Source organism: Caulobacter segnis (assembly GCF_023935105.1).
In the GTDB taxonomy this organism is placed as follows: Bacteria; Pseudomonadota; Alphaproteobacteria; order Caulobacterales; family Caulobacteraceae; genus Caulobacter; species Caulobacter segnis_B.
This window is the reverse complement of sequence record NZ_CP096040.1, coordinates 2464409-2490160: the sequence shown is the minus strand read 5'-3', so window position 1 is coordinate 2490160 and position 25752 is coordinate 2464409. Positions and strand designations below refer to the sequence as shown.

30 protein-coding genes, 1 tRNA gene and 1 pseudogene are annotated in these 25752 nt (G+C 67.2%); 9 read left to right on the top strand and 23 right to left on the bottom strand.

The window, feature by feature from the left end; all coding sequences use genetic code 11:
* Positions 1 to 99: 99 nt before the first annotated feature.
* Positions 100 to 1131, bottom strand: a complete 1032-nt coding sequence (locus MZV50_RS11955; protein ID WP_252634859.1) for a COX15/CtaA family protein — start codon at positions 1129 to 1131, stop codon at positions 100 to 102.
* Positions 1132 to 1275: 144 nt separating this feature from the next.
* Here MZV50_RS11955 and MZV50_RS11950 point away from each other — a divergent pair, with 144 nt between their 5' ends.
* A complete protein-coding gene (locus MZV50_RS11950) occupies positions 1276 to 1527 on the top strand; it encodes a GlsB/YeaQ/YmgE family stress response membrane protein (RefSeq protein WP_252634858.1) in 252 nt (83 codons plus the stop codon).
* Complete coding sequence (locus MZV50_RS11945) at positions 1524 to 1775, top strand: DUF2842 domain-containing protein (protein WP_252634857.1); 252 nt, start codon at positions 1524 to 1526, stop codon at positions 1773 to 1775. Before MZV50_RS11950 ends, MZV50_RS11945 begins: the two co-directional genes overlap by 4 nt.
* A gap of 58 nt (positions 1776 to 1833) precedes the next feature.
* On the opposite strand, the gene MZV50_RS11940 is transcribed toward MZV50_RS11945, so the two are convergent.
* The 7 genes from MZV50_RS11940 to MZV50_RS11910 all read right to left on the bottom strand — a co-directional run bounded on the left by MZV50_RS11940 (position 1834) and on the right by MZV50_RS11910 (position 6142).
* Positions 1834 to 1910, bottom strand: a tRNA-Pro gene (locus MZV50_RS11940).
* 99 nt (positions 1911 to 2009) lie between these two features.
* Positions 2010 to 2435, bottom strand: a complete 426-nt coding sequence (locus tag MZV50_RS11935) for a MerR family transcriptional regulator (protein WP_252634856.1) — start codon at positions 2433 to 2435, stop codon at positions 2010 to 2012.
* 12 nt (positions 2436 to 2447) lie between these two features.
* The gene (locus tag MZV50_RS11930) at positions 2448 to 2750 is read right to left on the bottom strand and encodes an integration host factor subunit alpha (RefSeq protein ID WP_223395127.1); all 303 of its coding nucleotides are present in this window, start codon (positions 2748 to 2750) and stop codon (positions 2448 to 2450) included.
* A gap of 196 nt (positions 2751 to 2946) precedes the next feature.
* The gene (locus MZV50_RS11925; RefSeq protein WP_252634855.1) at positions 2947 to 3924 is read right to left on the bottom strand and encodes a beta-ketoacyl-ACP synthase III; all 978 of its coding nucleotides are present in this window, start codon (positions 3922 to 3924) and stop codon (positions 2947 to 2949) included.
* Positions 3921 to 4991, bottom strand: coding sequence for a phosphate acyltransferase PlsX (plsX, locus tag MZV50_RS11920; protein WP_252634853.1), 1071 nt, complete (start codon positions 4989 to 4991; stop codon positions 3921 to 3923). Before plsX ends, MZV50_RS11925 begins: the two co-directional genes overlap by 4 nt.
* 102 nt (positions 4992 to 5093) lie before the next feature.
* On the bottom strand, positions 5094 to 5627 hold the full coding sequence (locus tag MZV50_RS11915; RefSeq protein ID WP_252634852.1) for a YceD family protein: 534 nt from the start codon (positions 5625 to 5627) through the stop codon (positions 5094 to 5096).
* Positions 5612 to 6142, bottom strand: a complete 531-nt coding sequence (locus MZV50_RS11910; RefSeq protein WP_252634851.1) for a ubiquinol-cytochrome C chaperone family protein — start codon at positions 6140 to 6142, stop codon at positions 5612 to 5614. The genes MZV50_RS11915 and MZV50_RS11910 overlap by 16 nt, the downstream gene beginning before the upstream one ends.
* A 120-nt stretch (positions 6143 to 6262) precedes the next feature.
* On the opposite strand from MZV50_RS11910, the gene MZV50_RS11905 reads away from it, so the two are divergent.
* Together MZV50_RS11905 and MZV50_RS11900 are read left to right on the top strand one after the other, a co-directional pair.
* Complete coding sequence (locus MZV50_RS11905; protein WP_252634849.1) at positions 6263 to 6748, top strand: outer membrane protein assembly factor BamE; 486 nt, start codon at positions 6263 to 6265, stop codon at positions 6746 to 6748.
* A gap of 260 nt (positions 6749 to 7008) precedes the next feature.
* Positions 7009 to 7551, top strand: a complete 543-nt coding sequence (locus MZV50_RS11900) for a response regulator (RefSeq protein WP_252634847.1) — start codon at positions 7009 to 7011, stop codon at positions 7549 to 7551.
* A gap of 86 nt (positions 7552 to 7637) precedes the next feature.
* Here MZV50_RS11900 and MZV50_RS11895 read toward each other — a convergent pair whose 3' ends face one another.
* The 7 genes from MZV50_RS11895 to glyA form a co-directional block, all read right to left on the bottom strand.
* A complete protein-coding gene (locus MZV50_RS11895) occupies positions 7638 to 9776 on the bottom strand; it encodes a sodium-translocating pyrophosphatase (protein WP_252634846.1) in 2139 nt (712 codons plus the stop codon).
* Between the two features lie 246 nt (positions 9777 to 10022).
* On the bottom strand, positions 10023 to 10517 hold the full coding sequence (locus tag MZV50_RS11890) for a hypothetical protein (RefSeq protein ID WP_252634844.1): 495 nt from the start codon (positions 10515 to 10517) through the stop codon (positions 10023 to 10025).
* Positions 10518 to 10558: 41 nt separating this feature from the next.
* Positions 10559 to 11590: a thiamine-phosphate kinase gene (gene thiL, locus MZV50_RS11885; protein WP_252634843.1), complete on the bottom strand. Its 1032-nt coding sequence runs from the start codon at positions 11588 to 11590 to the stop codon at positions 10559 to 10561.
* Complete coding sequence (gene nusB, locus MZV50_RS11880) at positions 11577 to 12026, bottom strand: transcription antitermination factor NusB (protein WP_252634842.1); 450 nt, start codon at positions 12024 to 12026, stop codon at positions 11577 to 11579. Before nusB ends, thiL begins: the two co-directional genes overlap by 14 nt.
* Positions 12023 to 12487, bottom strand: a complete 465-nt coding sequence (ribH, locus tag MZV50_RS11875; protein WP_252634840.1) for a 6,7-dimethyl-8-ribityllumazine synthase — start codon at positions 12485 to 12487, stop codon at positions 12023 to 12025. Before ribH ends, nusB begins: the two co-directional genes overlap by 4 nt.
* A 64-nt stretch (positions 12488 to 12551) precedes the next feature.
* A complete protein-coding gene (gene nrdR, locus MZV50_RS11870; RefSeq protein ID WP_252634839.1) occupies positions 12552 to 13025 on the bottom strand; it encodes a transcriptional regulator NrdR in 474 nt (157 codons plus the stop codon).
* 32 nt (positions 13026 to 13057) lie between these two features.
* A complete protein-coding gene (glyA, locus tag MZV50_RS11865; RefSeq protein WP_252634837.1) occupies positions 13058 to 14344 on the bottom strand; it encodes a serine hydroxymethyltransferase in 1287 nt (428 codons plus the stop codon).
* Positions 14345 to 14508: 164 nt separating this feature from the next.
* On the opposite strand from glyA, the gene MZV50_RS11860 reads away from it, so the two are divergent.
* Positions 14509 to 14952, top strand: coding sequence for a MucR family transcriptional regulator (locus tag MZV50_RS11860; RefSeq protein ID WP_252634836.1), 444 nt, complete (start codon positions 14509 to 14511; stop codon positions 14950 to 14952).
* Between the two features lie 139 nt (positions 14953 to 15091).
* Here the strand turns inward: MZV50_RS11860 and hemA are convergent, their stop codons facing one another.
* The 8 genes and pseudogenes from hemA to MZV50_RS11820 all read right to left on the bottom strand — a co-directional run.
* Positions 15092 to 16318 carry a 5-aminolevulinate synthase gene (gene hemA, locus MZV50_RS11855; protein ID WP_252634835.1) on the bottom strand — a complete coding sequence of 409 codons (1227 nt, stop codon included), beginning with the start codon at positions 16316 to 16318 and terminating at the stop codon, positions 15092 to 15094.
* 177 nt (positions 16319 to 16495) lie between these two features.
* Positions 16496 to 17392, bottom strand: coding sequence for a 3-hydroxyisobutyrate dehydrogenase (mmsB, locus tag MZV50_RS11850; protein ID WP_252634834.1), 897 nt, complete (start codon positions 17390 to 17392; stop codon positions 16496 to 16498).
* 74 nt (positions 17393 to 17466) lie between these two features.
* Complete coding sequence (locus MZV50_RS11845; protein WP_252634833.1) at positions 17467 to 18270, bottom strand: class I SAM-dependent methyltransferase; 804 nt, start codon at positions 18268 to 18270, stop codon at positions 17467 to 17469.
* 57 nt (positions 18271 to 18327) lie between these two features.
* Complete coding sequence (locus tag MZV50_RS11840) at positions 18328 to 19380, bottom strand: enoyl-CoA hydratase/isomerase family protein (protein WP_252634831.1); 1053 nt, start codon at positions 19378 to 19380, stop codon at positions 18328 to 18330.
* A gap of 14 nt (positions 19381 to 19394) precedes the next feature.
* Complete coding sequence (locus MZV50_RS11835) at positions 19395 to 19994, bottom strand: histidine phosphatase family protein (RefSeq protein ID WP_252634829.1); 600 nt, start codon at positions 19992 to 19994, stop codon at positions 19395 to 19397.
* Positions 19991 to 20350, bottom strand: a complete 360-nt coding sequence (locus MZV50_RS11830; protein ID WP_252634827.1) for a DUF6968 family protein — start codon at positions 20348 to 20350, stop codon at positions 19991 to 19993. Before MZV50_RS11830 ends, MZV50_RS11835 begins: the two co-directional genes overlap by 4 nt.
* Complete coding sequence (locus MZV50_RS11825) at positions 20350 to 21495, bottom strand: isobutyryl-CoA dehydrogenase (RefSeq protein ID WP_252634825.1); 1146 nt, start codon at positions 21493 to 21495, stop codon at positions 20350 to 20352. Before MZV50_RS11825 ends, MZV50_RS11830 begins: the two co-directional genes overlap by 1 nt.
* A gap of 93 nt (positions 21496 to 21588) precedes the next feature.
* A pseudogene (locus MZV50_RS11820) lies at positions 21589 to 21657 on the bottom strand (hypothetical protein); the annotation flags it as partial.
* A 68-nt stretch (positions 21658 to 21725) separates the two neighbouring features.
* Between MZV50_RS11820 and MZV50_RS11815 the strand changes: the two are divergent.
* The 4 genes from MZV50_RS11815 to MZV50_RS11800 all read left to right on the top strand — a co-directional run bounded on the left by MZV50_RS11815 (position 21726) and on the right by MZV50_RS11800 (position 25749).
* Positions 21726 to 22190, top strand: coding sequence for a DUF2147 domain-containing protein (locus MZV50_RS11815; protein ID WP_252634824.1), 465 nt, complete (start codon positions 21726 to 21728; stop codon positions 22188 to 22190).
* Positions 22191 to 22326: 136 nt separating this feature from the next.
* The gene (locus MZV50_RS11810) at positions 22327 to 23823 is read left to right on the top strand and encodes a flavin-containing monooxygenase (RefSeq protein ID WP_252634823.1); all 1497 of its coding nucleotides are present in this window, start codon (positions 22327 to 22329) and stop codon (positions 23821 to 23823) included.
* 58 nt (positions 23824 to 23881) lie between these two features.
* Entirely contained in the window at positions 23882 to 24883 is a 1002-nt protein-coding gene (gene hemB / locus MZV50_RS11805; RefSeq protein ID WP_252634821.1) for a porphobilinogen synthase, read from the top strand.
* Between the two features lie 2 nt (positions 24884 to 24885).
* Positions 24886 to 25749, top strand: a complete 864-nt coding sequence (locus MZV50_RS11800; protein ID WP_252634820.1) for a helix-turn-helix transcriptional regulator — start codon at positions 24886 to 24888, stop codon at positions 25747 to 25749.
* The last annotated feature ends 3 nt before the right edge of the window (positions 25750 to 25752 follow it).

The window sequence follows — 25752 nt, the reverse complement described above, 5'->3', positions numbered from 1 at the left end:
GGCCAAGCTCCATGAGGAATCGGCCCCGTTTGCGCCCGGCGTGTGACAGTTGTTCCGGCCCTTGGTCACGGCCTCCCGGAAAATCGAGCCTCGCGAAAATCAGGGCCGGCGGACACGCCAGGCGAAGACCGTGGCCGTAGCCAGCAACAGCGCCGCGCCGGCCTGGTGCAGCACGCCCAGGGCGATCGGCACGCCGGCCATCAGCGTCCAGACGCCCAGGCTCGCCTGCAGGATGACGGCGACCATCACCGCCAGCGCCGCGCCCTTGCTGCCGGCCGCCAGCGGCCGATCGCGACGCGCCAGGACGCCGATGACGATCCCGGCCACGAACAACGCGTAGGCGACCAGGCGATGGTGCAGCTGCACCGCGCCCTGGCTGTGGGCCAGCGTGCCCCAGAAGCTCTTGCCGACATAGTCGGCGGGGAAGAAGCGGCCGTTCATCAGCGGCCAGTCGTTGTAGACGAAGCCCGCATGGTTGCCGGCGACCAAGGCGCCCAGCAGGCTCTGGAAGAACACCGCGCCCAGGAAGGCCAGCGCCCAGCCCTTCCAGGCCGAACGCTCCTCGACTCGCGGCGAGCCGCTCCAGGCGTCCAGGGCGGTCCAGATCAGGACGACGAACAGGGCCAGGGCCAGGCCCAGATGGATCATCAGCCGCTCGGGCGCGACCGACACGCGTTCGGAAAGGCCGCTGGACACCATCCACCAGCCGACCAGGCCCTGCAGGCCGCCCAGGCCCAGCATGATGGCGCAGCGCCAGATCAGGCGGCGCGGGATATCGCGGCGGATCAGGAAGACCACGAACGGAATGGCGAACACCATGCCCACCGTGCGCCCCAGCAGGCGGTGCGCCCACTCCCACCAGAAGATGCCCTTGTACCCTTCGAGGGTCATGTCGGGGTTCACCAGCTGGTACTGGGGGATCTTCTTGTAGAGTTCGAAGCTCTCGCGCCAGGCCTGGTCCGACATCGGCGGCAGCGCGCCCATGATCGGTTTCCACTGGGTGATCGAGAGGCCCGAGTCCGTCAGGCGGGTCGCCCCGCCGACGACGACCATGGCGAAGACCATGGCGGCGACGATGAAGAGCCAGATCGCGACGGCGCGCGAACGGTCGGAACGCAGAAAAGACGTCATGGGATCGGAAAAGCGTCACTTGTGGGCCGAAATGCGGCGCGACCTCCCTACGCCCGCCGCTTGCGCGCATCAATGTTTCTGTGGCTCACCCTGAGCGCGCGGCGTGTTCGTGAGAAAAACGGGCGCGCCGGGACGGAGAAGACGATGAGCGGCATGGGCGTATTCGCGGCGGCGGTGATCGGCATCCTGGCCGGCTGGATCGCCGACCTGATACTGGCGGGCCGCCATTCGCTGTTCATCAAGCTCTTGATCGGCGTGATCGGCTCGTTCATCGGAGCGTTCGTCGCCTCGCGCGTCGAGCTGCGTCCCGCCGGCTTCCTTGGCGAGATCGTCGTCTCCAGCGTGGGCGCCGTCCTGTTCCTGGCCGTGCTCGGCCTCATCCGGAGACCCGCGTGAGCGCTCCTCGCACCCCGCCCCGCCTGATTCCCGCGAGATGGCGCAAGCTGATCGGCTCGTTCGCCGTCCTGGCGGTCCTGTTCGCCTGGATCTGGGCGTTCACCAGCCTCTACGATCGCTTGCCGCAGAACCGCTTGGTGCACCTGATCTACTTCGTGGCGCTGGGCATGGGCTGGATCCTGCCCGTGATCCCGCTGATCTCGTGGATGGGCAAGGCCGACAAGCCGCTGGACGTCGGGCAGCGCTAAATGAAAAAGGCCGCCCCGAAGGGCGGCCTTTCGTCTTCCGCTATTTCCTCGAAGGAAATGGTCGGAGCGACAGGATTCGAACCTGCGACCCCTTGACCCCCAGTCAAGTGCGCTACCAGGCTGCGCCACGCTCCGACGCGGAAGGAGCGCCCTTATAGGCGCCGCTCCTTCGTTGGGCAACAGCGATTTCGGACGAAAATCGGCGGAGCGAGACGCCCGCGATCGCGGGCGGTTTCAGCGCGCCAGAAGTCCGTCGAGACGCGACTTGATGGCGGTCAGATCATCCAATGCGAAGGCCAGGCGATCGCGTGTTTCACCGCCCAGCCGTCGGGCGCCCGCGGCGGGCGCTTCATAGTCCACGTCCAGATCAAGGCTGGCCGAACCGTTCGAGCCGATTCCCGCGGCGATCACCTGGGCCAGGCCCTGGTCGCGGTGCAGCTTCTGCACGCCCTTGATGGTCAGGCCTTCGCTGTGCAGCAGGGTGCGGACGCCGTTCAGCACGGCCACGTCCTGCGGACGATAGAAGCGTCGCCCGCCGGCCCGTTTCATCGGGCGGATGAAGGAGAACTTGGTTTCCCAGAAGCGCAGGACGTGCTGCGGCACGCCCAGCTCGTCGGCTGCCTCGGAAATCGTGCGGAAGGCGTTCGGCCCCTTCGCCACCGCTTTGATTCCCTAGCCGCCCAGCGCGCGATCGATTCGCGCCTTCATGACCTGGGAAGCGCGGAAGCCGATCACCCGACGGGGTTCGATCTCGGCCGGCTCGCCGGTCTTGGGATTGCGCCCCATGCGGGCCCGCTTGGAACGGACCTGGAAGACGCCGAATCCGGAAAGCTTGACGGTTTCGCTGTTCTCGAGCGCCTCGGCCACGAGATCCAGGGTGCGCTCGACAAGTCCGGCGCAGTCCTGACGGGTCAGTCCGACCTCTTCATGAACCGCCTCGCACAGGTCGGCTCGGGTCAAAGTAGCGCCCTTCATGCAACCCCCTTCACGCGTATCTTGGCGGCCTGGGCCGCCTACGATGGAGTACTGGCGGCGAACCCGAACTTGATGCGACCGCCCTCAACTGGCCGCGCCCGACTTCACCGACGACCACATGCCGCGATTATCGCATGAAGTCAAAGACTCAACGTCAGGAGTTCATGCCCGTGCGCAAGCCTGCGCAGCTTGATCGTTAAAGGCGCAGAACGCAGGCGCCCCAGGTCAGACCGCCGCCCATGGCTTCCAGCAGCAAGAGGTCGCCCTTCTTGATTCGACCGTCCTTGACGCCGTGGGCGAAGGCCAGCGGGATCGAAGCGGCCGAGGTGTTGGCGTGGATGGCGACCGTCGAGATCACCTTCTCCTCGTCGATGCCGCAGCGGTGGGCCACGCCGGCCAGGATGCGCTGGTTGGCCTGGTGCGGAATGAACCAGTCGACGTCCGCCACCGCGACGCCGGCCTTGGCGGCGGCCGCGTGGATGGCCTCGGAGATGTTGACCACGGCGTGCTTGAAGACCTGGTTGCCCAGCATGCGCAGCTTGCCGACCGTGCCGGTCGTCGAGACGCCGCCGTCGACATACAGCAGGTCCTGCTTGGTCCCGTCGGCGCGCAACGCGAAGCCCAGCATGCCCTGGTCGGCCGTGGTCCCCTCGCCTTCCTTGGGCTCGAGAACAACGGCGCCGGCGCCGTCGCCGAACAGCACGCAGGTGCCGCGATCGCTCCAGTCCATTAGGCGCGTCATGGTCTCGGCCCCGATGACCAGGGCGCACTTGGCGTGGCCCCGCGCCACGAAGCCGTCGGCGACGCTCAGGGCGTAGACGAAGCCCGAGCAGACGGCCTGGACGTCGAAGGCGATGCCGACCGGCGCGCCCAGCTTGCGCTGGACCATGGTGGCGACGGCGGGAAAGGTCAGGTCGGCCGTGGTGGTGGCGACGATGATCAGGTCGACATCGGCGGCGGTCTTGCCGGCGGCCTCCAGGGCCTCCCTGGCGGCTTCGACGGCCAGGTCCGAGACCGGCTGGTCGTCGGCGGCCTGGTGGCGCTGGCGAATGCCCGTACGCTCGACGATCCATTCGTCGCTGGTGTCGACGAACTTGGCCAGGTCGTCATTGGTCACGACCTTCGGCGGCAGATAGGCGCCTACGCCGGTCACTACGCTACGAGTCACGCTCACTCGGCCGCTCCCTGATCCTGGCCCTGCCCCGGGGCCTCGTCCTTGGCCGCGGCGGCGGTCAGGCGCTTCAGATTTCTGTCGATCTCGGCGCGGAAATCGCTGCGCGCGAGGTTGGTGGCGACCCGGATCGCCGAGGCGAAGCCGCCCGCGTCCGCGCCGCCGTGGCTCTTCACCACGATTCCGTTCAGGCCCAGAAGCGGCCCGCCGTTCACCCGGCCCGGATCCAGCCGCTGGCGCATCTTCTTCAGCGCGCCCGAGGCGATCGCCGCGCCCAGCATGGCCAGCGGCGTCGAGGTCAGGGTCGACTTGATCTCGTTGGAGAAGAAGCGCGCCAGGCCCTCGGCGGTCTTCAGGGCCACGTTGCCGGTGAAACCGTCGGTGACCACCACGTCCACCGTGCCATAGGCGATGTCGTTGCCCTCGACGAACCCGTGATAGTCGAAGTCCAGCTTGGCCTCGCGCAGGATGGCGTGGGCCTCCCGCACTTCCTCGTGCCCCTTCTGCTCTTCCGAGCCGACGTTCAGCAGGCCCACGGTCGGGCGCTTGGAGCCATGCACGGCGTGGTGGAAGGCCGCGCCCATAATCGCGAACTCGACCAGCTGGTCCGCGTCGCTCTCGACATTGGCGCCGACGTCCAGCACCGCGGTCACCCCCTTCATCGTCGGCCAGTTGGCGACGATGGCCGGCCGCTCCAGGTCCGCGCCCATGCGCAGGATCAGCTTGGAGATGGCCATCAGGGCGCCGGTGTTGCCGGCCGAGACGCAGGCGTGGGCCTGGTTCTCGCGCAGGGCCTCGATGGTGTTCCACATCGACGAGCCCTTGCCACGGCGCATGGCCTGGGCGGGCTTTTCGTCCATGCCGATGGCCTTGTCGCAGTGGCGGACCTCGCTCACCGCCTTGGCGGCGGGGTGCTTGGCCAGCTCCGCCTCGATCAACGCCCCGTCGCCATGCAGCAGGAACCGCACTCCGGGAAGGGCCTGGGCCGCCAGGGCGACGCCGGGCACGACGATGGAGGGACCGTGGTCGCCACCCATGGCGTCGACCGAGATGACTACGGATTGGGACACGTGGCGCTTAGAGCTCCGGCAGGCGGCATCCGTCGCCCTCAAGGCGGCGGACGATACATCCGCGTGAATATCACGCAAGCGGTCGAGTCGGGCGTCTTCGGCCTATTCGTCCGACGATTTCAGGCTCTTGAGCGCCGCGAACGGAGAGATTTCGCCCGGCTCTGGCGGCTGGACGAACACCGCGCCCGGCTTGCGCGGGAACGGATCCAGCTCCAGGGCCAGATGCTCGACCACATAGCCCGAGACGTCGATCTTCTCGCCCTCCAGCACGTCCGGCGGATCGTCGCCGTCGGGATCGGCGCCCAGGTCGCCGAACTCTTCCTGCGGCGCGTTCTGGCTGTTGGCCGGCAGGACGCGCAGGTCGAAGCGGGCGTCGATCGGGGTCTCGAAATCGTCGGCCGTCGCGCTGCAGGTCTGGATCACGCGGGCGCGAAGCAGGCCCGACACCTCGGCGCCGTCCAGCCACGAGGTCAGATAGACCTCGGCGCTCAGCGCCTCCAGGCTCACCAGACCCAATTGCTTGGCGATCGCCTTGCGCTGATCCGCCGTCGGCTCCAGCCGCAGTTTCACGGCGCCGCGGTCGACCTGAGCCAGCGGGATCTCGCAGGGCCAGGCGGCGGTCACGGGTTCGGCCACGTCACATCTCCTTGCAGCAAGGCGTCCAGCGGCTGTTCCGCCAGCGCCGCGCGCGTCTTGATCACATAGGCGGTCAGGGCCGCCACATCACCCTCGCCGCGCTCCTCGAACGCTGTGCGGGCCAGGAAATCGGCCACGCCGGTCGCCTCGGGCAGGCTAGCGACCGCTTCGTCATAGGCTTTCAGGCGGCCGTAGAAGGCGCCGGCCAGCTTCTTCATCTTCTTGCCGACCGAGGTGTCGGACACGCCGATCTCGCGGAAGGCGTCATCCAGGCCCTTCACGTAGGAATCGAACACCGCCTGCGAGGTCTCGGCCGCCGCCTCGCCCTGCCCCTTCAGTCGCTCGATCAGGAGAATGACGTGCAGGCTGAACAGCTCGAAGCGCCCCTCCATCGAGTCGCGAACGCCGAAGTCACGATAAAAGGTCGCGGACCGCGCCTGGCCGACGGCTCCAGCATAGAGCTTGGCGCCCGCCGCCTTCGCGGGCCTGGGCTTGAGCCACCGATCCAGAAACATGAAACGCCTCGATTTCGCCGCGACATCCCGCTAGACGCGGGGTCCGCTTTCACGCGGGCATTGAACTAAGCTCCCGCGGGCGATAGGTCAAAGTCTGCATTTTTCCGGTTCGGAGCCTTGATGTCTCGCCCCGCCGTTTTCGCCGCCGCCGCTCTGGGCCTGGCGATCGCCACTTCCGCCTGCACGCCGCTGACCAGCTACTCCGGCTTTCAGGCCATCGAGGCCAAGCCCGCCGACATGAAGGTCGGCGAGGACAGCAAGTCGACCCTGATGGAAAAGCTGGGCTCGCCGTCGGCGGTTTCGACCTTCGACAACAACACCTGGTACTACATCTCGCAGACCACCGACCGGGTGGCCTTCTACATGCCGCGCGTGATCAAGCGCGATGTCGTGGCCATCAAGTTCAACCCGGCCGACGAAAAGGTCGCCTCGGTGAACACCTACACGCTGAAGGACGGCAAGGTCATCGCCTACAACGGTCGTGAGACCCCGACCCGCGGCCGCGAGATGACCATCCTCGAACAGCTGCTGGGCAACGTCGGTCGTGGCGGCATGCTCCCGCAGGACGACGAGGCGCCGGGCCAGCGTCCGGGCGATCGCCGCTAGCGCCTCTCGTCGACAATTCGACAGCCTTCCAAAGCCGTCCGCCGCGAGGTGGGCGGCTTTTTCGTGCGCGCCATCCAGCCGACCAGCCACATCCATTCAGTGTAGCGCACCGTGTTTACAGTAAATTTGAAATTGACCTTCTTTCCCGCGACAGAAGTTCAAAGCCTAAACATTTCATAAACCCAAGTTTGCCCAAACTCATAACCTTGGTCACCCAAGTTTTCGGCGGGTGAATTCACCATAGAGACGGGAGGCGCACTGTGGAGGGAATGGATCTTCGCGACGTGGCCATCCTGCTCGTCGACGACAACGCGAACATGCGCAGGGTCGTGAGCCAGATTCTGAAGGCCGCCGGCGTGCGCAAGATCCGCGAGGCCAGCGACGGCCTGGAGGCGCTGAAGATCTTTCAGGCGCAAGAGATCGACCTGATCTTCACCGACCTGATGATGCATCCGGTCGACGGCCTGGCGTTCATCCGCTGGATCCGCACCTCGACGGCAAGCCCCAACCCCTATGTGCCGGTGATCATGATGACCGGCCACGCCACCCAGCGCACGCTGAACGACGCCCGCATGGCCGGGGTCACCGAGTTCCTGGCCAAGCCGCTGACGGCGCGCGGGGTCATGCACCGCATCAATGAGATCGTGAACAACCCCCGTCCCTTCGTGCGGGCCAGTGAGTATTTCGGCCCCTGTCGCCGCCGGAAGATCGACCACGACTTCCAGGGCGTCGAGCGCCGCGGGGCGCCGCAGATCGAGATCCAGGACGCACTGTCCGAAATGGATCTCGAGGACGTCTACTAGGGCCTCGGCCCCCGTAACGAACGTCCCCATAACAAAACGCCCCGGAGTCTCCTCCGGGGCGTTCCAGTTTCAGGCGCTGACCGAGATCAGACGCCGTGGGCCAGCACCGCCAGCAGCAGCAGGGCCACGATATTGGTGATCTTGATCATCGGATTCACGGCCGGACCCGAGGTGTCCTTGTAGGGGTCGCCGACGGTGTCGCCGGTGACGGCGGCCTTGTGGGTGTCGCCGCCCTTCTTGTGCAGAACGCCGTTCTTGTCGGTGAAGCCTTCCTCGATGACCTTCTTGGCGTTGTCCCAGGCGCCGCCGCCGCTGGTCATCGAGATGGCGACGAACAGACCGGTGACGATCACGCCCATCAGCATTGCGCCCAACGCCGCAAAGGCGTCGACCTTGCCGGCGATGGCCTGGATCACGAAGAACAGCACCACCGGCGAAACCACCGGCAGCAGGCTGGGCACGATCATCTCGCGGATGGCGGCCTTGGTCAGGATGTCGACGGCCTTGCCGTACTCGGGCTTGACCTCGCCGGTCATGATGCCCGGGTTCTCGCGGAACTGACGGCGTACCTCGGCCACGACCGACTCGGCCGCGCGGCCGACGGCGGTCATGGAGAGACCGCCGAACAGGAACGGCAGCAGGCCGCCGAACAACAGGCCGACCACGACATACGGGTTCGACAGGTCGAAAGTCACCGCGCCCATGCCGTCGAAGAAGCTGCCCGGGGCCGCATTGGCCGAGAAGAACTTCAGATCCTCGGTATAGGCGGCGAACAGCACCAGGGCGCCCAGGCCGGCCGAACCGATGGCGTAGCCCTTGGTGACGGCCTTGGTGGTGTTGCCCACGGCGTCCAGGGCGTCGGTGGTGACGCGGACTTCCGGGGGCAGGCCCGCCATCTCGGCGATGCCGCCGGCGTTGTCGGTGACCGGACCGAAGGCGTCCAGGGCGACGATAAAGCCGGCCAGGGACAGCATGGTCGTGGTGGCGATGGCGATGCCAAACAGGCCCGCCAGGTTATAGGTGACCACGATGCCGACGATGATGGTCAGGGCCGGCAGAGCCGTGGATTCCAGCGACATGGCCAGGCCCTGGATCACGTTGGTCCCGTGACCCGAGACGCTGGCCTGGGCCACCGACTTCACCGGGCGGAAGTTGGTGCCGGTGTAGTACTCGGTGATCAGGACGATCAGGGCGGTGACCGCCAAGCCGGCCAGGCCGCAATAGAAGAGGTTGTCGGCGGTGAACAGCCGGCCATCCAGCTCGACCGCGTCCGGCATCAGCTGATGGATCACCCACCAGACCGCCGGGATCGACAGCAGGCCGGTGACGATCAGGCCCTGGTACAGGGCGCCCATGATGTTGTTCTTCTTGCCCAGGCGGACGAAGAAGGCGCCGATGATCGAGGTGACGATGCAGACGGCGCAGATGGCCAGCGGCATGATCATCATCGAACCGACGACGTCGGTGCCGCCGAAGAAGATCGCCGCCAGGACCATGGTGGCGACCGTGGTCACCGCATAGGTCTCGAACAGGTCGGCGGCCATGCCGGCGCAGTCGCCGACGTTGTCGCCGACGTTGTCGGCGATGGTGGCGGCGTTGCGGGGGTCATCCTCGGGAATGCCGGCCTCGACCTTGCCGACCAGGTCGCCGCCCACGTCGGCGCCCTTGGTGAAGATGCCGCCGCCCAGGCGGGCGAAGATCGAGATCAGCGAGGCGCCGAAGCCCAGGGCCACCAGCGAGTCGACGACCACGCGATCGGTGCCGGCATGACCGGTCGACAGCAGCACGTAGTAGTAGCCCGCCACGCCGAGCAGGGCGAAGCCGGCCACCAGCATGCCGGTGACGGCGCCGGAGGTGAAGGCCATCGACAGGCCCTTGGCCAGGCTCTCCGACGAGGCCTGGGCCGTGCGGACATTGGCGCGGACCGAGATCAGCATGCCGGCGAAACCGGCGGCGCCCGAGAGAAGCGCGCCCAGGGCGAAGCCGACCGGCTGCTCCCAGGATTTAAAGAAGAACGCCAGAATGGCGATCACCACCACGCCGACGACGCCGATCGTCGTGTACTGGCGGTTCAGATAGGCCTGAGCCCCTTCCTGGATCGCCGCGGCGATCTCCTGCATGCGTGCGTTGCCGGCCGAGGCCCGCATCAGACTGGCTGACTGTATGGCGCCGTACAGCACCGCCAGCAGCCCGGCCCCGATAGCCAGATTAAGCCAAAGACTCATTAGGTTCTTCGCCCCTTCGCGCTTCAAATCACGAGGGGACGCCGGTCCCGTCGGCGGCGGAATGACGCAGGTCAAACCATCGCCCGGATCGACGGGCGGGCCTTTTGGCCTCGTACCCCCTCGACATGCTCCCTGGAAATGACGCTGAACAGCGTCATCCGAATGAGACTGTCAGATGGCCGAGAGGCGCGCAACCCGCGTCGGCGCAAGCCTTTTCAAGGGCAAGGCTTGGCTATTGGAGCGAGATCAGGGGTTCAAAGGTCCCGAGTCGGCCGACTGGGCGGCGTTCGGCTGGGGCGGCATCAGCTGCTGGCGGGGGATCTGCTTGACGATCTCCACCGAGGCGACCTTGCCCTTGCCGAACAAGGCGGCGCACTGGCCCATGACGAAACTGGTCAGGCGCGGACCGTCGACTTCCTTCCAAGTGTCCGTCCGCGTGAAGGGCGTCTTGTAGGCGGCCCGCACGATCGCGTCGCGCAGCTCGGGCTCCCTGTCCTTGAACGACTCCATCTCGGTTCCCAAGGCCAGCTTCAGGGTCAGGGCCACGAAGACGTAGTTGACGATCCGGCCGTTGACGATGATCGGGATGGTCATGGAGCCCAGCTTGTAGGTGGGATCCAGCGCCTGCTCCTCGCCTTCCTTCTTCTCCTTCTTGGCGCTGGCCAAGGCGGGACCGGCCGCCAGGGTCAGGGCGACGGCGGCGAGCAGGAAACGGCGCGAGGGTGTGCGGCGAGCGGTCATGGAAGCCTTCCATAACCGACAGGCCTTGCGATTGGCCTAATTCAGCCGTGCAGCCAGCCCAGGCGCGAGGGCGTGACGTCGCGGCCCTTGTAGTAGGCCGAAACCCCCTCGCCTTCCACGAACTCGCCGATCTCGCTGACCTTGACGCCCGCGGCGGCGGCGGCGACGCGGAAGTTCCAGGCTTCCGCGGGATCGACGGCGCAGACGATCTCGTAGTCGTCGCCGCCTGAGGCCAAGGAGATGCGGCCCTCGACCTGTTCGGGCTGCTGGTCCAGCCAGGCCTGGGCGCCCGGCGACAAAGGCAGACGCTCCAGGTCGACGCGCACGCGGCAGCCGCTGGCCTTGGCGATGTGGCTGCTGTCGGCCAGTAGGCCGTCGGAGACGTCGGCGGCGGCCTTGGCGTGGACGCGCATCGCCTCGCGCAGCGTGACGCGCGGCTCGGGCTGGCGATAGCGGCGCAGCATGGCGCCGTCGGCGTCGGCCACCTCGCCCCATTGGGCCAGCAGGCCCAGCCACCCGTCGCCGATCGTGCCGGAGACCATCAGCCGGTCGCCAGGCTTGGCGCCGCGACGCAGGATCGCCCCGCCTTGCGGGACCCAGCCCAGGAAGGTCGCCGACGCCACGAGCGGCCCCGACGTGGTGACGGTGTCGCCGCCCAGCAGGGAGATGTCGAAGGTCGCCCCGTCCTCGGCGAGCCCGCGCGCGAACGTCTCGCGCGAGGCGACGTCCGAGCCCGAGGGCCAGCCGACGGCCAGGAAGTAGCCGTACGGCTCGGCGGCCTTGGCGGCCAGATCCGAGAGATTGGTGCGGATCAGTTTGCGGGCGACGACGTCCAGGGCCTCGTCGGCCAGGAAATGTACGCCGGCGACCATGGCGTCCTTGGTGACGACCAGGTCATAGCCCGGACGCGAGGGCAGCACCGCCGCGTCGTCCAGCAGATCCAGCGCCACCGGATCGCCCCGCGTCAGCGGACGCAGAAGGCGCGCGATATGGTCGAATTCCGTCGCGGGCGCCACCGCCGTCGGCGGAGCGTCGTCTTCAGCGAACCAGTCGTCTTCGTCAGTCTCGTGCATCACGGGCTATCGCGTCGAGGGCGCCATTGATGAAGCCTGACTCAGGACCCTCAAAAAAGGATTTCGCGATCTCGACGTATTCGTTGATGACGACCTCGGTCGGAACGTCCGGTCGGTACATCAACTCGAAGGCCCCGGCGCGCAGCACGGCGCGGGCGGTGGCGTCCAGACGCTCCAGGCGCCAGCCCGAGGCCAGGCGCTTGACGATGCCCTGATCGACCTTGGCCTGGTTGGTCACCACGCCCTTGGTCAGTTCGGCGAAGAAAGTCTCGTCGGCGGCGGCCAGGCGCTCACCCTCGACGTCACGGTCGAAGCGGTGCTCGCCGAACTCGCGGATCACCGAATCGACGCCCGCGCCCGAAACTTCCATCTGATAGAGGGCCTGCACGGCGGCCAGACGCGCCACCGAACGCGGTTGAATACGGTTGCCGCTCATCGGGCCTGCCCCAGCAATTGACGCTTCAGAGCGATGGTTTCCAGGCACGCCCTGGCGGCCGCGCCGCCGCGATCGCCTTCGCTGACCTTGGCGCGCGTCAAGGCCTGGGCCTCGTCGTCGACGGCCAGTACGCCAAAGCCGATCGGCAGGCGCTTGCCCACGCCCAGGTCCTGCAGGCCCCGTGCGGTCTCATGGGCCACCAGCTCGAAGTGATAGGTCTCGCCGCGGATGACCACGCCGAGGGCGACATAGCCGTCGTAGCGCACGCCCACGGGCCGGTGTCCGGCCTCCTCGGCCAGGGCGATGGCGGTCGGAATCTGCAGCGCGCTGGAGACCGTGATCACGTCGTACTCGGCGCCCTGGGCCTCGATCGCCTGGGCGGCTCCGCGCAGCAGCTCGTCGGAGACGCCCGAATGGTTTCGGCCCTCCACGATCAGCAGGCGGATGTTGTCGTCTACCATCTAGCTCGAATCTCCACGGCTACGCTCGCCGCGTAACCAAAAGCACACATCAGGGATTAACGAACTATAGCTCGTCTTCGCCGCTGTCGCTCAGACCTTCTTCGCCGAGGAACTTCGCGAAGTCGCTTGTTTCCTTGAAATCCCGATAGACCGAGGCGTAGCGGACATAGGCCACGTCATCGAGCGATTTCAACGCCTTCATGACCATTTCGCCCACCGTCGACGACGGAAGCTCGGTTTCGCCCATGCTTTCCAGCTGCCGGACGATGCCGTTGATCATGCGTTCCACGCGTTCCGGCTCGACCGGGCGCTTCTGCGTCGCCAGAGCAATTGAACGAACAAGCTTGTCGCGGTCGAACGGCGAACGCCGGCCCGAACGCTTCAGGATGATCAGCTCGCGCAGCTGCACGCGCTCGAAGGTGGTGAAGCGCCCACCGCACTCCGGGCACATCCGGCGGCGGCGAATGGCCGCACCGTCTTCCGACGGGCGGCTGTCCTTGACCTGGCTTTCGGCATGGCCGCAGAAGGGGCAACGCATGATGTGGCCCCTCCCGCGGCGCCTGAACTCAATTAGTTGTAGATCGGGAAGCGGGCCGTCAAGGCCAGCACTTCCTCGCGCACCTTGGCCTCGACGGCGGCGTTGCCTTCGGGACCGTTGGCGGCCAGACCGTTGACCACCTCGCCGATCAGCTCGCCCACGCGGGTGAACTCGGCTTCCTTGAAGCCGCGCGTGGTGCCGGCCGGCGTACCCAGGCGGATGCCCGAGGTGATGGTGAACGGCGCGGTGTCGAACGGCACGCCATTCTTGTTGCAGGTCATGTGGGCGCGCTCGAGGCTGTGCTCGGCGTCGCGACCCGTGACGCCCTTGGGACGCAGGTCGACCAGCATCAGGTGGCTGTCGGTGCCGCCCGAGACGATGTTGACGCCCGACTTGCCCAAGGCCTCGGCCAGCGCCTTGGCGTTGGCGATGATCTGCTGGGCGTAGGCCTTGAACGACGGCTGCAGCGCCTCGCCGAAGGCCACGGCCTTGGCGGCGATGACGTGTTCCAGCGGACCGCCCTGCAGGCCCGGGAAAACGGCCGAATTGACCTTCTTGATGATCGCCTCGTCGTTGGTCAGCACCATGCCGCCGCGCGGGCCGCGCAGGGTCTTGTGGGTGGTGGTGGTGACGACGTGGGCGTGCGGGATCGGGCTGGGGAACACGCCGCCGGCCACCAGGCCCGCGAAGTGGGCCATGTCGACCATCAGATAGGCGCCGATGCTGTCGGCGATCTCGCGGAACTTGGCGAAGTCGATCTCGCGGCTGTAGGCGCTGCCGCCGGCGATGATCAGCTTGGGCTTCTCGCGCTGGGCGATCTCGGCCACGCCGTCATAGTCGATCAGCTGGTCCTGCTGGCGCACGGTGTAGGAGACCGGCTTGAACCACTTGCCCGACTGGTTGGCGGGCGAGCCGTGGGTCAGGTGGCCGCCGGCGGCCAGGTCCATGCCCAGGAACGTGTCGCCCGGCTGCAGCAGGGCCATGAACACAGACTGGTTGGCTTGCGAGCCCGAGTGCGGCTGGACGTTGGCGAAGCCGGCGCCGAACAGCTGCTTGGCGCGCTCGATCGCGATCGTCTCGATCTCGTCGACATATTCGCAGCCGCCATAATAGCGCTTGCCGGGATAGCCCTCGGCGTACTTGTTGGTCAGGATCGAGCCCTGGGCTTGCAGGACGGCCTTGGAGACGATGTTCTCCGAGGCGATCAGCTCGATCTGGTTCTGCTGACGGTCCAGCTCACGACCGATACGGTCGAAGATGTCTGCGTCCGCGGTGGCGAGGTCCGCGCCGAAAAAGGCGCTGGTGTTGGTTTGGGTCATGACGCTCTCCAGGCGTTACGGGGAGTCAGCAGAGGCGCCCTCTTTAACGGGATAGGCGCGGCGATCAATCTCGGAACCACTTGCCCAGCTGTGCGTTGCAGTCGCGCAGGGCGGCTCCTAGCCCCTGCGACATAACAACAGCAGCAACGGTAGTGGGGTATCTCATGGCGTCTCAGGGCGGCGGCACGGAAACGACGAACGACAATGGCGTCGACATCCTGGGGCTCAGCGCCGAGATCGTGGCGGCCTATGTCGGCCAGAACACAGTCTCCCAGACGGCCATTCCGGAACTCATCCGCACGGTCCACGAGGCTCTGGCCTCGCTCAACAACGGCGGCGAGACGCCGCGCCCGGCCGAGAAGGCCAAGCCCGCGGTGCCGGTGGGCCGTTCGGTGCAGCACGACTTCATCGTCTGCCTCGAGGACGGCAAGAAGCTGAAGATGCTCAAGCGCTATCTGCGCTCGCACTACGACATGAGCCCCGAGGAATATCGCCGCAAGTGGGGCCTGCCGCCGGACTATCCGATGGTCGCCCCCGCCTATGCGGCGCGTCGCTCGGACTTCGCCAAGAAGATCGGCCTGGGCAAGGGCGTGCGGCGCGGTAGCTGATCGCGCCCGACTCTCTTGCCGGAAGACGCCTTCCAGGCACGCGAACGCCGCCGGACTCCGGCGGCGTTTTTCGTTTCGACGCTGCTCGCCTCGAAGATGGTCGGTTCGGTCGAAGCTGAAGTGCGCTGTATCCTTCGGGCTAAGCGGCGTGACCGCCCATGCGGGCGACATTGCAGTGGGCCCACAGCTTTTCCATGGCCCCGACCAGCTTGCGCATCATCTCGTCGGTATGGAACGGCGTGGGCGTGAAGCGCAGGCGCTCGGTGCCGCGCGGCACGGTCGGATAGTTGATCGGCTGCACATAGACGCCGTGATCGGCCAGCAGCATGTCGCTGATCATCTTGCAGTGGATCGGATCGCCGACCAGCACCGGGACGATGTGGCTCGCGCTGTCCATCACCGGCAGACCGGCGGCGCGGAACATGGCCTTCAGGGTGGCGGCGCGCTCCTGGTGGATTTCGCGCACTTCAGGGTGGGCCTTCAGCCAGCGGACGCTGGCCAGCGCTCCCGCCGTCAGGGCCGGCGGCAGCGAGGTGGTGAAGATGAAGCCGGCGGCCATCAGGCGGATCGCGTCGATCACCTCGGTGTCGCCGGTGATATAGCCGCCCATCACGCCGAACGCCTTGCCCAGCGTGCCTTCGATGATGTCGATCTCGCCCATCAGGCCTTCGCGCTCGGCGACGCCGCCGCCGCGCGGGCCGTACATGCCGACCGCGTGGACTTCGTCCAGATAGGTCATGGCGCCGTACTTCTTGGCCAGGGCGATGGTGCCGGCCAGGTCGGCGATGTCGCCGTCCATCGAATAGACGCTCTCGAAGGCGATCAACTTGGGCGCGTCGGCCGGCGCGGCGGCCAGCAGTTCCTCGAGGTGCGCCAGGTCGTTGTGCCTGAAGATCTTGCGCGGGCCACCGCCGTTGCGGATGCCGGCGATCATCGAGGCGTGGTTCAGTTCATCCGAGAAGATGATCAGGCCGGGCAGGATCTTCTGCACGACCGACAGCGAGGCCTCGTTCGAGACATAGCCCGAGGTGAACAGCAGCGCGGCTTCCTTGCCGTGCAGATCGGCCAGTTCCTGCTCGAGCCGGACGTGATCGTGATTGGTGCCCGAGATGTTGCGGGTGCCGCCCGAGCCCGAACCATGCTGGTCGACAGCGTCCTTCATGGCGTCCAGCACGACCGGGTTCTGGCCCTGGCCGAGATAGTCGTTGCTGCACCAGACCACGACTTCGCGTTCCGAGCCGTCCTGGCGGGTCCAGGTCGCGCGCGGGAACGAACCACGCTGACGCTTCAGGTCGGCGAAGACTCGGTAGCGGCCCTCATCGCGGATCTGGTCGACGGCGCTGCGGAACGCGGCTTTGTAGTCCATGACGTTCTTCCAAACCGACCGGACGATCGTCCGATGGTCCCCTTATTCCTGCCTCGGCTTTTCGCACCAAGCGCCTTTAGTGTCCATCTAGGGGCATTTACCTAGCAAATAGAATTGCGCGATTGGACGCATAGCCAGCGTCAATCGCGAGCCCCCGAAGGCGACCTCTTGGACGATTCAGGTCAGTTCCGCCAGCTTGCCGCGAAGTAACTGGATGGCCGCGGAGAAGTCCTTCCCGCCCAGGCCGTTCGCCGCCAGCAGGGCGTACAGCGCCTCGGCCTGGGCGCCCATCGGCGTGCTGGCGCCGGCCTTGGCGGCGGCGTCCTGGGCCAGCTTCAGGTCCTTCAGCATCATCGCCGTGGCGAACCCGCCTTCGTAGCCGCGATCGGCCGGCGTCTGGGGACCGACGCCGGGAACCGGGCAGTACGAGGTCACCGACCAGCACTGGCCCGACGACTTGCTGGCGATCTCGAAGAAGCGGTCGGCGGCCAGGCCCAGCTTCTCGGCCAGGGCGAAGGCCTCGCAGGTCCCCAGCATCGAGACGCCCAGCAGCATGTTGTTGCAGATCTTGGCCGCCTGCCCCGCACCGTGGTCGCCGGCGTGGATCGTCGCCCGCGACATCGGGGCCAGCGCCGCCTCGACGGCGGGAAAGTTGGCCTCGTCGCAACCGACCATGAAGGCCAGCGTCCCGGCCTCGGCGGCCATGACCCCGCCCGACACCGGCGCGTCGGCGAAGCGGAAGCCGGCCTCGGCCGCCTGCTTGGCCACGGCCCGGGCGCTCTCGACGTCGATGGTCGAACAGTCGATCAGCAGGGCCGATTTGGGCGCATGGGCAAAGACCTGCTCGCCATAGACCGAACGGACATGCGGGCCGGCGGGCAGCATGGTGATCACCACCTCGGCGTCCGCCACGGCTTCCTCCACCGACGCCGCCGCGTGGCAGCCGGCCGCCACGGCGCGCGCGACCGCCGCCGCCGACAGGTCGAAGGCGCGGACCTGATGCTGGGCCTTGGCCTGGTTGGCGACCATGCCGCCGCCCATGTTGCCCAGGCCGATGAACGCGATGCGCGTCATTCTAGAGCTCCCTGCAAATGCGAACCGCGCCTCATGGGCGCGGTCCTTATCGTTGGATTGTCGGCCGTTTCCGGTCAGCGCGCCGTCGACGGCTTGCGGAACTTGTAGACGAACTGGTCGGTCTTACCCCGGATGCCGGCGTCGTAGACGTTGGCCTTGCGGGGATCGTTCGAATTGCGCAGCACGCGGCTCTCCCCCTCGAAGATGAAGCCGGCGGCCGTCACTTCGGCCTTGACCACCGCCGGATCGATGCGGTGCAGGGTCTCGGTGTCGCGCAGACCCGAGCCGGCATCGGCCACGTGGTCGATGACCAGATAGACGCCGCCCGGCTTCAGCGCCTTGAAGACCTGGCGGTTCACGACCGACAGGTTGGCCGGGCCCATGAACTTGTCGTGCATGTCGTGATAGTTCTGGGCCGTGAACACCAGGTCCAGCTTCTCCGGCGTGGCGAAGTTGGGCAGGGTGTTCAGGATCACCGTCACGTTCGGATAGGCCGGATCGCGGGCGATGGCGTTCACCGTCGGCTCACGCTTGGCCGCCTTGGTGAGTTCGTCCGGCACGTAGGCGTAGACGCGCCCTCTCGGACCGACGGCCTTCGAGAAGATACGGGTGAAATAGCCGCCGCCGGGAATCAGGTCGGCCACCTTCGCGCCCGGACGCACGCCGGCGAAGGCCAGGACCTCGCCCGGATGGCGGTCCCTGTCTCGGACCATGTCGGCGGCCGGACGCGACGGATCGCTCAGCGACGCGGCGATGTTGGCTGGAATACTGACGGCGACCGGGCCGGACGGCGGCGGAGGCGGCGGCCCCAGCATCGGCTCTGTGGCGCAGGCGGCGAGGCCCAGCACGGCGACGAGACTGAGAAACGGCTTACGCATGGCAATCCTTCCGAACCGACGTGTTCTTATTCCGATAACGTTAGCGCACGCGATCGGCTACGTCAGCGGCATCCATTCTTCGCCGGGCGGAAGCGGGGCGAAAATCTCATTCAGCATGGCGTCGGTAACGCCTTCAAGCGTCGCCGGGTCCCATTTCGGCGCGTTGTCCTTGTCGACGATCACGGCCCGGACGCCTTCGATGAAGTCGTGCTTGCGAACGACGCGCGAGCCGATGCGGTACTCCATGGCCATGTTGTCGGCGAAGTCGGTCAGGGCCGCGCCGCGCTTCAACTGCTCGAAGGCGACCTTCAGGGTTTGAGGCGACTTGGTCTTCAGGACCTCCAGTTGGGCCTTGCCCCAGTCGCTGGAATCGAGGGTCAGGAACTCGAAGATCTCTTCCACGCTCTCGCCGACGAACAGGCGGTTGAGGTCCTGCTCGAAGCCCAGCAACGCGGCCTTGCCGGCGTCAGCGCGATACGTCTTGAGGGTCTCGTCGATGCGGCGCGGATCGGCGACGATCGCCTTCTTCAGGCCCGAGATCGCGCCGAACTCGACGAAGTGGGTGGCGATGCCCAGGCGCATGCAGTCCGCGCCCTTGATCCGCGCGCCGGTCAGGGCCAGCCACAGCCCCGCCTTGCCCGGCAGACGCGGCAGGTACCAGCCGCCACCGACGTCCGGGAACAGGCCGATGCCGGTCTCGGGCATGGCGAAGGTCGTGCGCTCGGTGGCGATCCGCACGTGCGCCGGCATCGAGATGCCCACGCCGCCGCCCATGACCACGCCGTCCATCACCGCCACCACCGGGATGTCGTAGCTGAACAGCAGGTGGTTCAGTTGGTACTCGGTGTGGAAGAAGGCCCGCGCCTCGACCCCGTCCTTGGCCCCGCTCTGCGCCAGCATGCGGATATCGCCGCCGGCGCAGAAACCGCGCTCGCCCGCATGGTCGATCAGGACCACGTAGATCTCAGGATCTTCCCGCCAGTCCAGCAGCGCGCCGATCATGGTCTCGCACATGCCCTGGGTCAGGGCGTGCAGGGCCTTGGGCCGATTGAGGGTGATGCGGCCGACGTTCTTCTCGACGCTGATCAGGACTTCGGGTTCGTCGGTCATGGCGGTCCGGTTGTTCAGGCGGGTTCTTCGACCGGGGCGCAGTCGAGGCGATCGATCTGGCCGCCGCTCAGGCGGAAGATCGCGTCCTGCGGCGTGTCCAGGCAGATCACCCGCTCGCGCGGCAGGCCGGCATAGGCGCCGCGCAGCATCCAGCCGGCGATGCCGTGGCTGATCACGATCAGCTTGCGCTCGGGCTCGGGCGCCTGCTCGGCCAGCCAGCCGGACACGCGGCCCATGATGGCCTCGTAGGTCTCGCCGCCCGGCGACTTGAACGCCCACTCCGGATCGCTCAGCAGCTCAGGGTTCTCGCGCTTGACCTCGTCGCGCAGACGATTGGACCAGTCGCCAACGCTGATCTCCATCAGGCGATCCTCGAACGCCACCGGCAGGCCCAGGCGCGCGCCGATCGTCTCGGCGGTCTGACGGGCGCGGCGAAGCGGGCTGGCGACGATGCGCCAATTCGCGGGCGGGTCGCGCCGGATCAGGTCGAACAGCAGGTCGCCCATCGCCGCCGCCTGGGCGCGGCCCAACGGGGTCAGGTCGGATTCGGTCTGGCCCTGCATGCGGCCTTCGCGATTGTGGAAGGTCTGGCCGTGGCGACACAGATAGATCATTTGCCCTCGCGGCGCGCTTTCCGCTCGGCCAGCCCTTCGGCGTGGTAGTCCCGGCAGGGCAAGCCCAGATCGTCGTGCTCTTCGAACCAGTCGATGGATTCGTCGCTGGTCAGGATCAGCGTGTGGACTGTCTCGAGCGCCAGAAGCAAGGCCTGGGTCGAGTCGATCCCGCAGGCGTGTGCCTTCTGGACCCGCCCGCCAGGCCAGGTCATCTCGACGCGACAGACCCAATCGCCTTCGGGATGCGGCTCAGGGACGAACCATCGGCATGGCAGCGGCTTCGACGTTCCGTCGACCAACACTCGATAGGTCCGCTCGCAGCTCACGCCGGACGGCAGCGGGATCTCGGGCGTCATCACTGGCGGAACATCTCGCGGGCGATGATGACGCGCATGATCTCGTTGGTCCCTTCCAGGATCTGGTGCACCCGCAGGTCGCGCACGATGCGCTCTAGCGGATAGTCCTGGAGGTAGCCGTAGCCGCCATGCAGCTGCAAGGCGTCATTGGCCACCTGGAAGCCGGCGTCCGTCGTGAAACGCTTGGCCATGGCGCAAAGCTTGGTCGCTTCGGGATGGCGGTTGTCCAGCGCATGGGCCGCGCGGCGCACCATTAGGCGGGCGGCTTCCAGCTCGGTGGCCATGTCGGCCAGCTTGAACTGCAGCGCCTGGAAATCCTTCAGCGGCCGCCCGAACTGGTTGCGGGTCTCCAGGTAGGCCTTGGCGGTGTCGAGGGCGAACTGCGCCCCGCCCAGCGAACACGAGGCGATGTTCAGTCGCCCGCCATCCAGGCCCATCATGGCGAAGCGGAAGCCCTCGCCCTCCTGGCCGATACGGTTGGCGACCGGCACCCGGCATTCGTCGAAGTTGACCTGGGCGGTCGGCTGGGCGTTCCAGCCCATCTTGCGCTCATTGGCGCCGAAGCTGAGACCTTCGGTCCTTTTCTCGACCACGAAGGCTGAGACGCCCTTGGCGCCATCGCCGCCGGTGCGGGCCATGACGACATAGACGTCCGAGACGCCGCCGCCCGAGATGAAGGCCTTGCCCCCGTTCAGGACGTAGTGGTCGCCGTCCAGCCTGGCCGTCGTGCGCATGTTGGCCGCGTCCGAGCCCGAGCCCGGCTCGGTCAGGCAGTAGCTGGCGATCAGTTGCATGGTCGTCAGGCGCGGCAGGTAGCGCTGGCGCAGGTCGTCCGAACCGAAGCGGTCGATCATCCACGAGGCCATGTTGTGGATGGTCAGGTAGGCCGCCGTCGGCACGTCGCCGTAGCTGAGCGCCTCGAAGATGATCGAGGCGTCCAGGCGCGACAGGCCCGAACCGCCGACGTCTTCGTTCACATAGATGCCGGCGAAGCCCAGCTCGGCGGCCTCGCGTAGCACGTCGACCGGGAAGTGCTTCTTCTCGTCCCACTCCGCCGAATGAGGGGCAAGCTGTCCCTCGGCGAAAGCGCGAGCGGCGTCCTGGATCGCGACTTGATCTTCGTTCAGCGCGAAATCCATGCGCACTTCCTCCCGTCCGGGGCAGAACCGCCCTCACCTTCTTGGCGGCTGACGTGCCGCGCCCAGGGCCGACTGTCAACGCGACTCTCGGCGTCTCAAAAGTGTGACCTGAAATCCTCCGTTACACGGTGTGACTCGGGTGGGACGTCTCACCCCCTTGATAACCATCGCCTTTCACTCCAAATGGCGATCTTCGAGTCTGGACGTTCTCAATCATAAAATCTGCATCAACGACTATGCGTTTCCTGAAACTTGCCCTTGCCGCCCTGACGGTGGCCCTTGGAATGGCCGCGGTCTCCGCGCCGGCCTACGCCGCCGACGGCGGCGATATCTCGCGCTCGTACGGCGTGTGGCGCAACCCGAAGAACTCCGTCCACCTGGAGATCAAGGACTGTGGCGCCAGCACCTGCGGCGTCGTGGTGTGGGCCAGCGCCAAGGCCGAGGCCGATGCGCGCAAGTCGGGCACGGACACCCTGATCGGCAAGCAATTGCTGCGCGACTTCGAAGCCCAGCGCGACGGCTCGCTGAAGGGCCGCGTCTGGGTGCCGACCCTGAAGGTCACCCTGGTGGGTTCGGCCGATATCGTCGACACGCGCACCATGCGCGCCAAGGGCTGCGTCCTCGGCAACTTCCTGTGCAAGTCGCAGCTGTGGACCCGTCTCGAGGGTCCCTCCCTGCTGGCCTCGCGCGCCGCCCCCTAAATCGCGCCTTCGCGTCGTCCCGGCTTGATCCAGCGCAAACGACGCGCCAACCTCTAAGTGTACAGCGATAACCTAGGCGCCCGCAGAGGCGCCGGGTTTGACATGGCCGCGCGGCGGCCGGCACGGGAGGAACGGCATGAGCGAGGCGGCGACGCTTCCCAAGACCGCGCCAGGCGCGGCGACGCAGCACTTCGACGTCATCATCGTGGGCGCGGGCATATCCGGCGTCGGCGGGGCGTACCATCTGACGACCCAGCGGCCTGGGACGCGCTTCGTCGTCCTCGAGGCGCTGGAGAGCTTTGGCGGCACCTGGCTGACCCACACCTATCCGGGCATCCGCTCGGACAGCGACCTCTACACCTTCGGCTACCGCTTCAAGCCCTGGGTCGGGCCGCCGATCGCCACCGCCGCCGAGATCCTCGACTACATGGGCGAGGTGATCGCCGAGAACGACCTGGCTCCTCACATCTGCTATCGCCGCCGGATCACGGCCGCCCGCTGGTCCTCGCGGGACAAGCTCTGGACGCTGGACGTCGCCGGCCCCGACGGCGTCGAGACCTACACCACCAACTTCCTGTGGATGTGCCAGGGTTACTATCGCCATTCGGTGGGCTACACCCCCGACTGGCCCGGCATGGCGGACTACAAGGGCCGGATCCTTCATCCGCAGACCTGGCCCGACGACCTGGACCTGAGGGGCAAGCGGGTCGTCGTGATCGGCTCGGGCGCCACGGCCGCGACTCTGGTCCCCAACATCGCCGCCGACTGCGCGCACGTCACCCTGCTGCAGCGCTCGCCGACCTATTTCGTGCCCGGCCGCAACGCCAACGACCTGGCCGACACCCTGCGCCAGCTGGAGGTCGACGAGACCTGGATCCACGAGATCGTCCGCCGCAAGGCCCTGTTCGACCAGCACGACTTCACCCGCCGCTGCCTGGAAGACACCGAGGCGGCGACCGCCGAATTGCTGGAGGGCGTGAAGGCCTTCCTGCCCGCCGACCAGGTGGAGAAACACTTCACGCCCGGCTACCGCCCCTGGCGTCAGCGGATCGCCTTCGTCCCCGACGGCGACCTGTTCCAGGGCATCGCCGCGGGCAAGGCCTCGGTGGTCACCGACGAGATCGAGCGCTTCACCGAGACCGGCATCCTGCTCAAGTCCGGCCAGAAGCTGGACGCCGACGTCATCATCACCGCCACGGGCTTCGACCTGGCCGTGCTGGGCGACATCGCCTTCGAGATCGACGGGGCGCCGCTGGATTTCGCCAAGACGGTCACCTATCGCGGCATGATGTTCACCGGCCTGCCGAACCTGGTCTGGGTGTTCGGCTATTTCCGGGCCAGCTGGACCTTGCGGGCCGACATGATCGGCGACTTCGTCTGCCGCCTCCTGGCGCACATGGAGCGGAAAGGCGCCCGCCAGGTCGAGGTCGCCCTGCGCCCCGAGGATCAGGACATGACGCTGGGCGGCTGGATCGATCCGGAGGACTTCAACCCCGGCTACCTGCTGCGCGGCCTGCACCTGCTGCCTCAAGCCGGCGACAAGCCGGAATGGCGACACACCCAGGACTATTGGACCGAGAAGGACATCTTTCCCCGGATTGACCTGGACGACCCCGCCTTCCGCTACGCGTGAGGCCTCTTAAGGGCCCTGCGATCTTGCCTCGGCTGGCGGGGCGGTCCACATCAACGCCATGACCGTTCCGCCCCTCGCCCCCTATCCCCACACCCGCCTGCGCCGCGTTCGCCAGGCCGACTGGACCCGCCGCCTCGTCCGCGAGAGCGAGGTCACGCCGTCCGACCTGATCTGGTCGATGGTGGTGCACGAGGGCGAAGGGACGATCCCTGTGGCCTCCATGCCGGGCGTCGAGCGCCTGAGCGTCAAGGAAGCCGCCAAGGCCGCCGTCCGCGCCCGCGACCTGGGCATACCCGCCATCGCCATCTTCCCGCACATTGACGGGTCGCGGAAGGACGCCGCCGGCTCGATCGCCGCCGATCCGGACGGCGTGATCCCGCGCGCCGTCAAGGCCATGAAGGACGCCGCGCCCGAGGTCGGGATCATGTGCGACGTGGCGCTGGATCCGTTCACCGATCACGGCCACGACGGGGTGATCGAAGGCGGCAAGATCCTCAACGATCCGACCATCGAGCGCCTGATCGAACAGGGCCTGATGCAGGCCGAGGCCGGCGCCGACATCCTGGCTCCATCCGATATGATGGACGGCCGCATCGGCAAGCTGCGCGCGGCGCTGGAAGGCGCCAGCCACCAGGACGTGATGATCATGTCCTACGCGGCCAAATACGCCTCGGCCTTCTACGGCCCGTACCGCGACGCCATCGGCTCGGCCAAGCTGGCCGGCGGCCAGGGGGACAAGAAGACCTACCAGATGGACCCGGCCAATACCGAGGAAGCCCTCCGCGAGGTCGCCCTGGACATCGCCGAGGGCGCCGACATGGTCATGGTCAAGCCGGGCATGCCCTATCTCGACATCGTCCGCCGCCTGGTCGACGAGTTCCGCATGCCCACCTACGCCTTCCAGGTGTCGGGCGAGTACGCGATGATCATGGCCGCCGCCCAGAACGGCTGGATCGACCACGATCGCGCCATCCTCGAAAGCCTGACCGCCTTCAAGCGGGCCGGCGCGGCGGGGATCATCACCTACTTCGCCCCCTGGGCAGCCGAGAAGCTGGGCTAGGCATGGCCGCGCCGAGGACCGCCTTCAGCCAAGGCCGGTTCTACGGCGCGCCCACCGTCGAGCGGCGGCTGCCGGGCGTGCGCCTGGCGCATCTGCAAGCGACCAAGCGCGCCGATCACGTCGACGAGCACAGCCACGACGACGCCCACTTCGTGCTGGCGACCCACGGCCGCTACATCACCACCGCCGCCGGTCCCGAGACCGAAGGTCCGGTGCTGGTCTACAACCCGCCGGGCGTTGTGCATCGCGACCGCTTCATCGATGGCGGCGGCTATTTCCTGGCCGTCAGCTTCGCCCCCGCCGACTGGCGCGCTTTGGCGGACGCCGGACGCGGGGCGGCGATCGACGCGCTGCGGCTGACTGGTCCCGTCGCCCGCCGCGCGGCCCTGCGCCTGACCCGCTCGCTGCTGGCCCGAGACGCGGAAACACTGTCGCTAGAGGGCCTGAGCCTGGAACTGGCCGCCCAGGCGCTGACGCCTTCCGCCGACGGCGACAAGCGTCCATCTTGGCTGGATCGCGCGGAGACCTATCTGGCCGATCGTTTCGACCAGCCCATCACCGTCGCCGACCTGGCCGAAGTCGCCGGAGTGCATCCGGTCCACCTGGCGCGCGGCTATCGCCGCTGGATGGGCGCGGCGCCCGGCGATCGCCTGCGCACGCGTCGGCTGGAGCGCGCCGCCGACCTCCTGATGCGCGGCCGCGACCCGATCGGCGAGATCGCCCTGGCCTCGGGCTTTTGCGACCAGAGCCACCTCAATCGCCAGTTCCTGAAGGCCTATGGCGTCACGCCCGGCGAGTTCGCGCGGCTGTGCGGCCGCCGGCCGGTTGTTGCAAGCGTCCAAGACGAGGCCGGTGGCGCGGCCTAGACG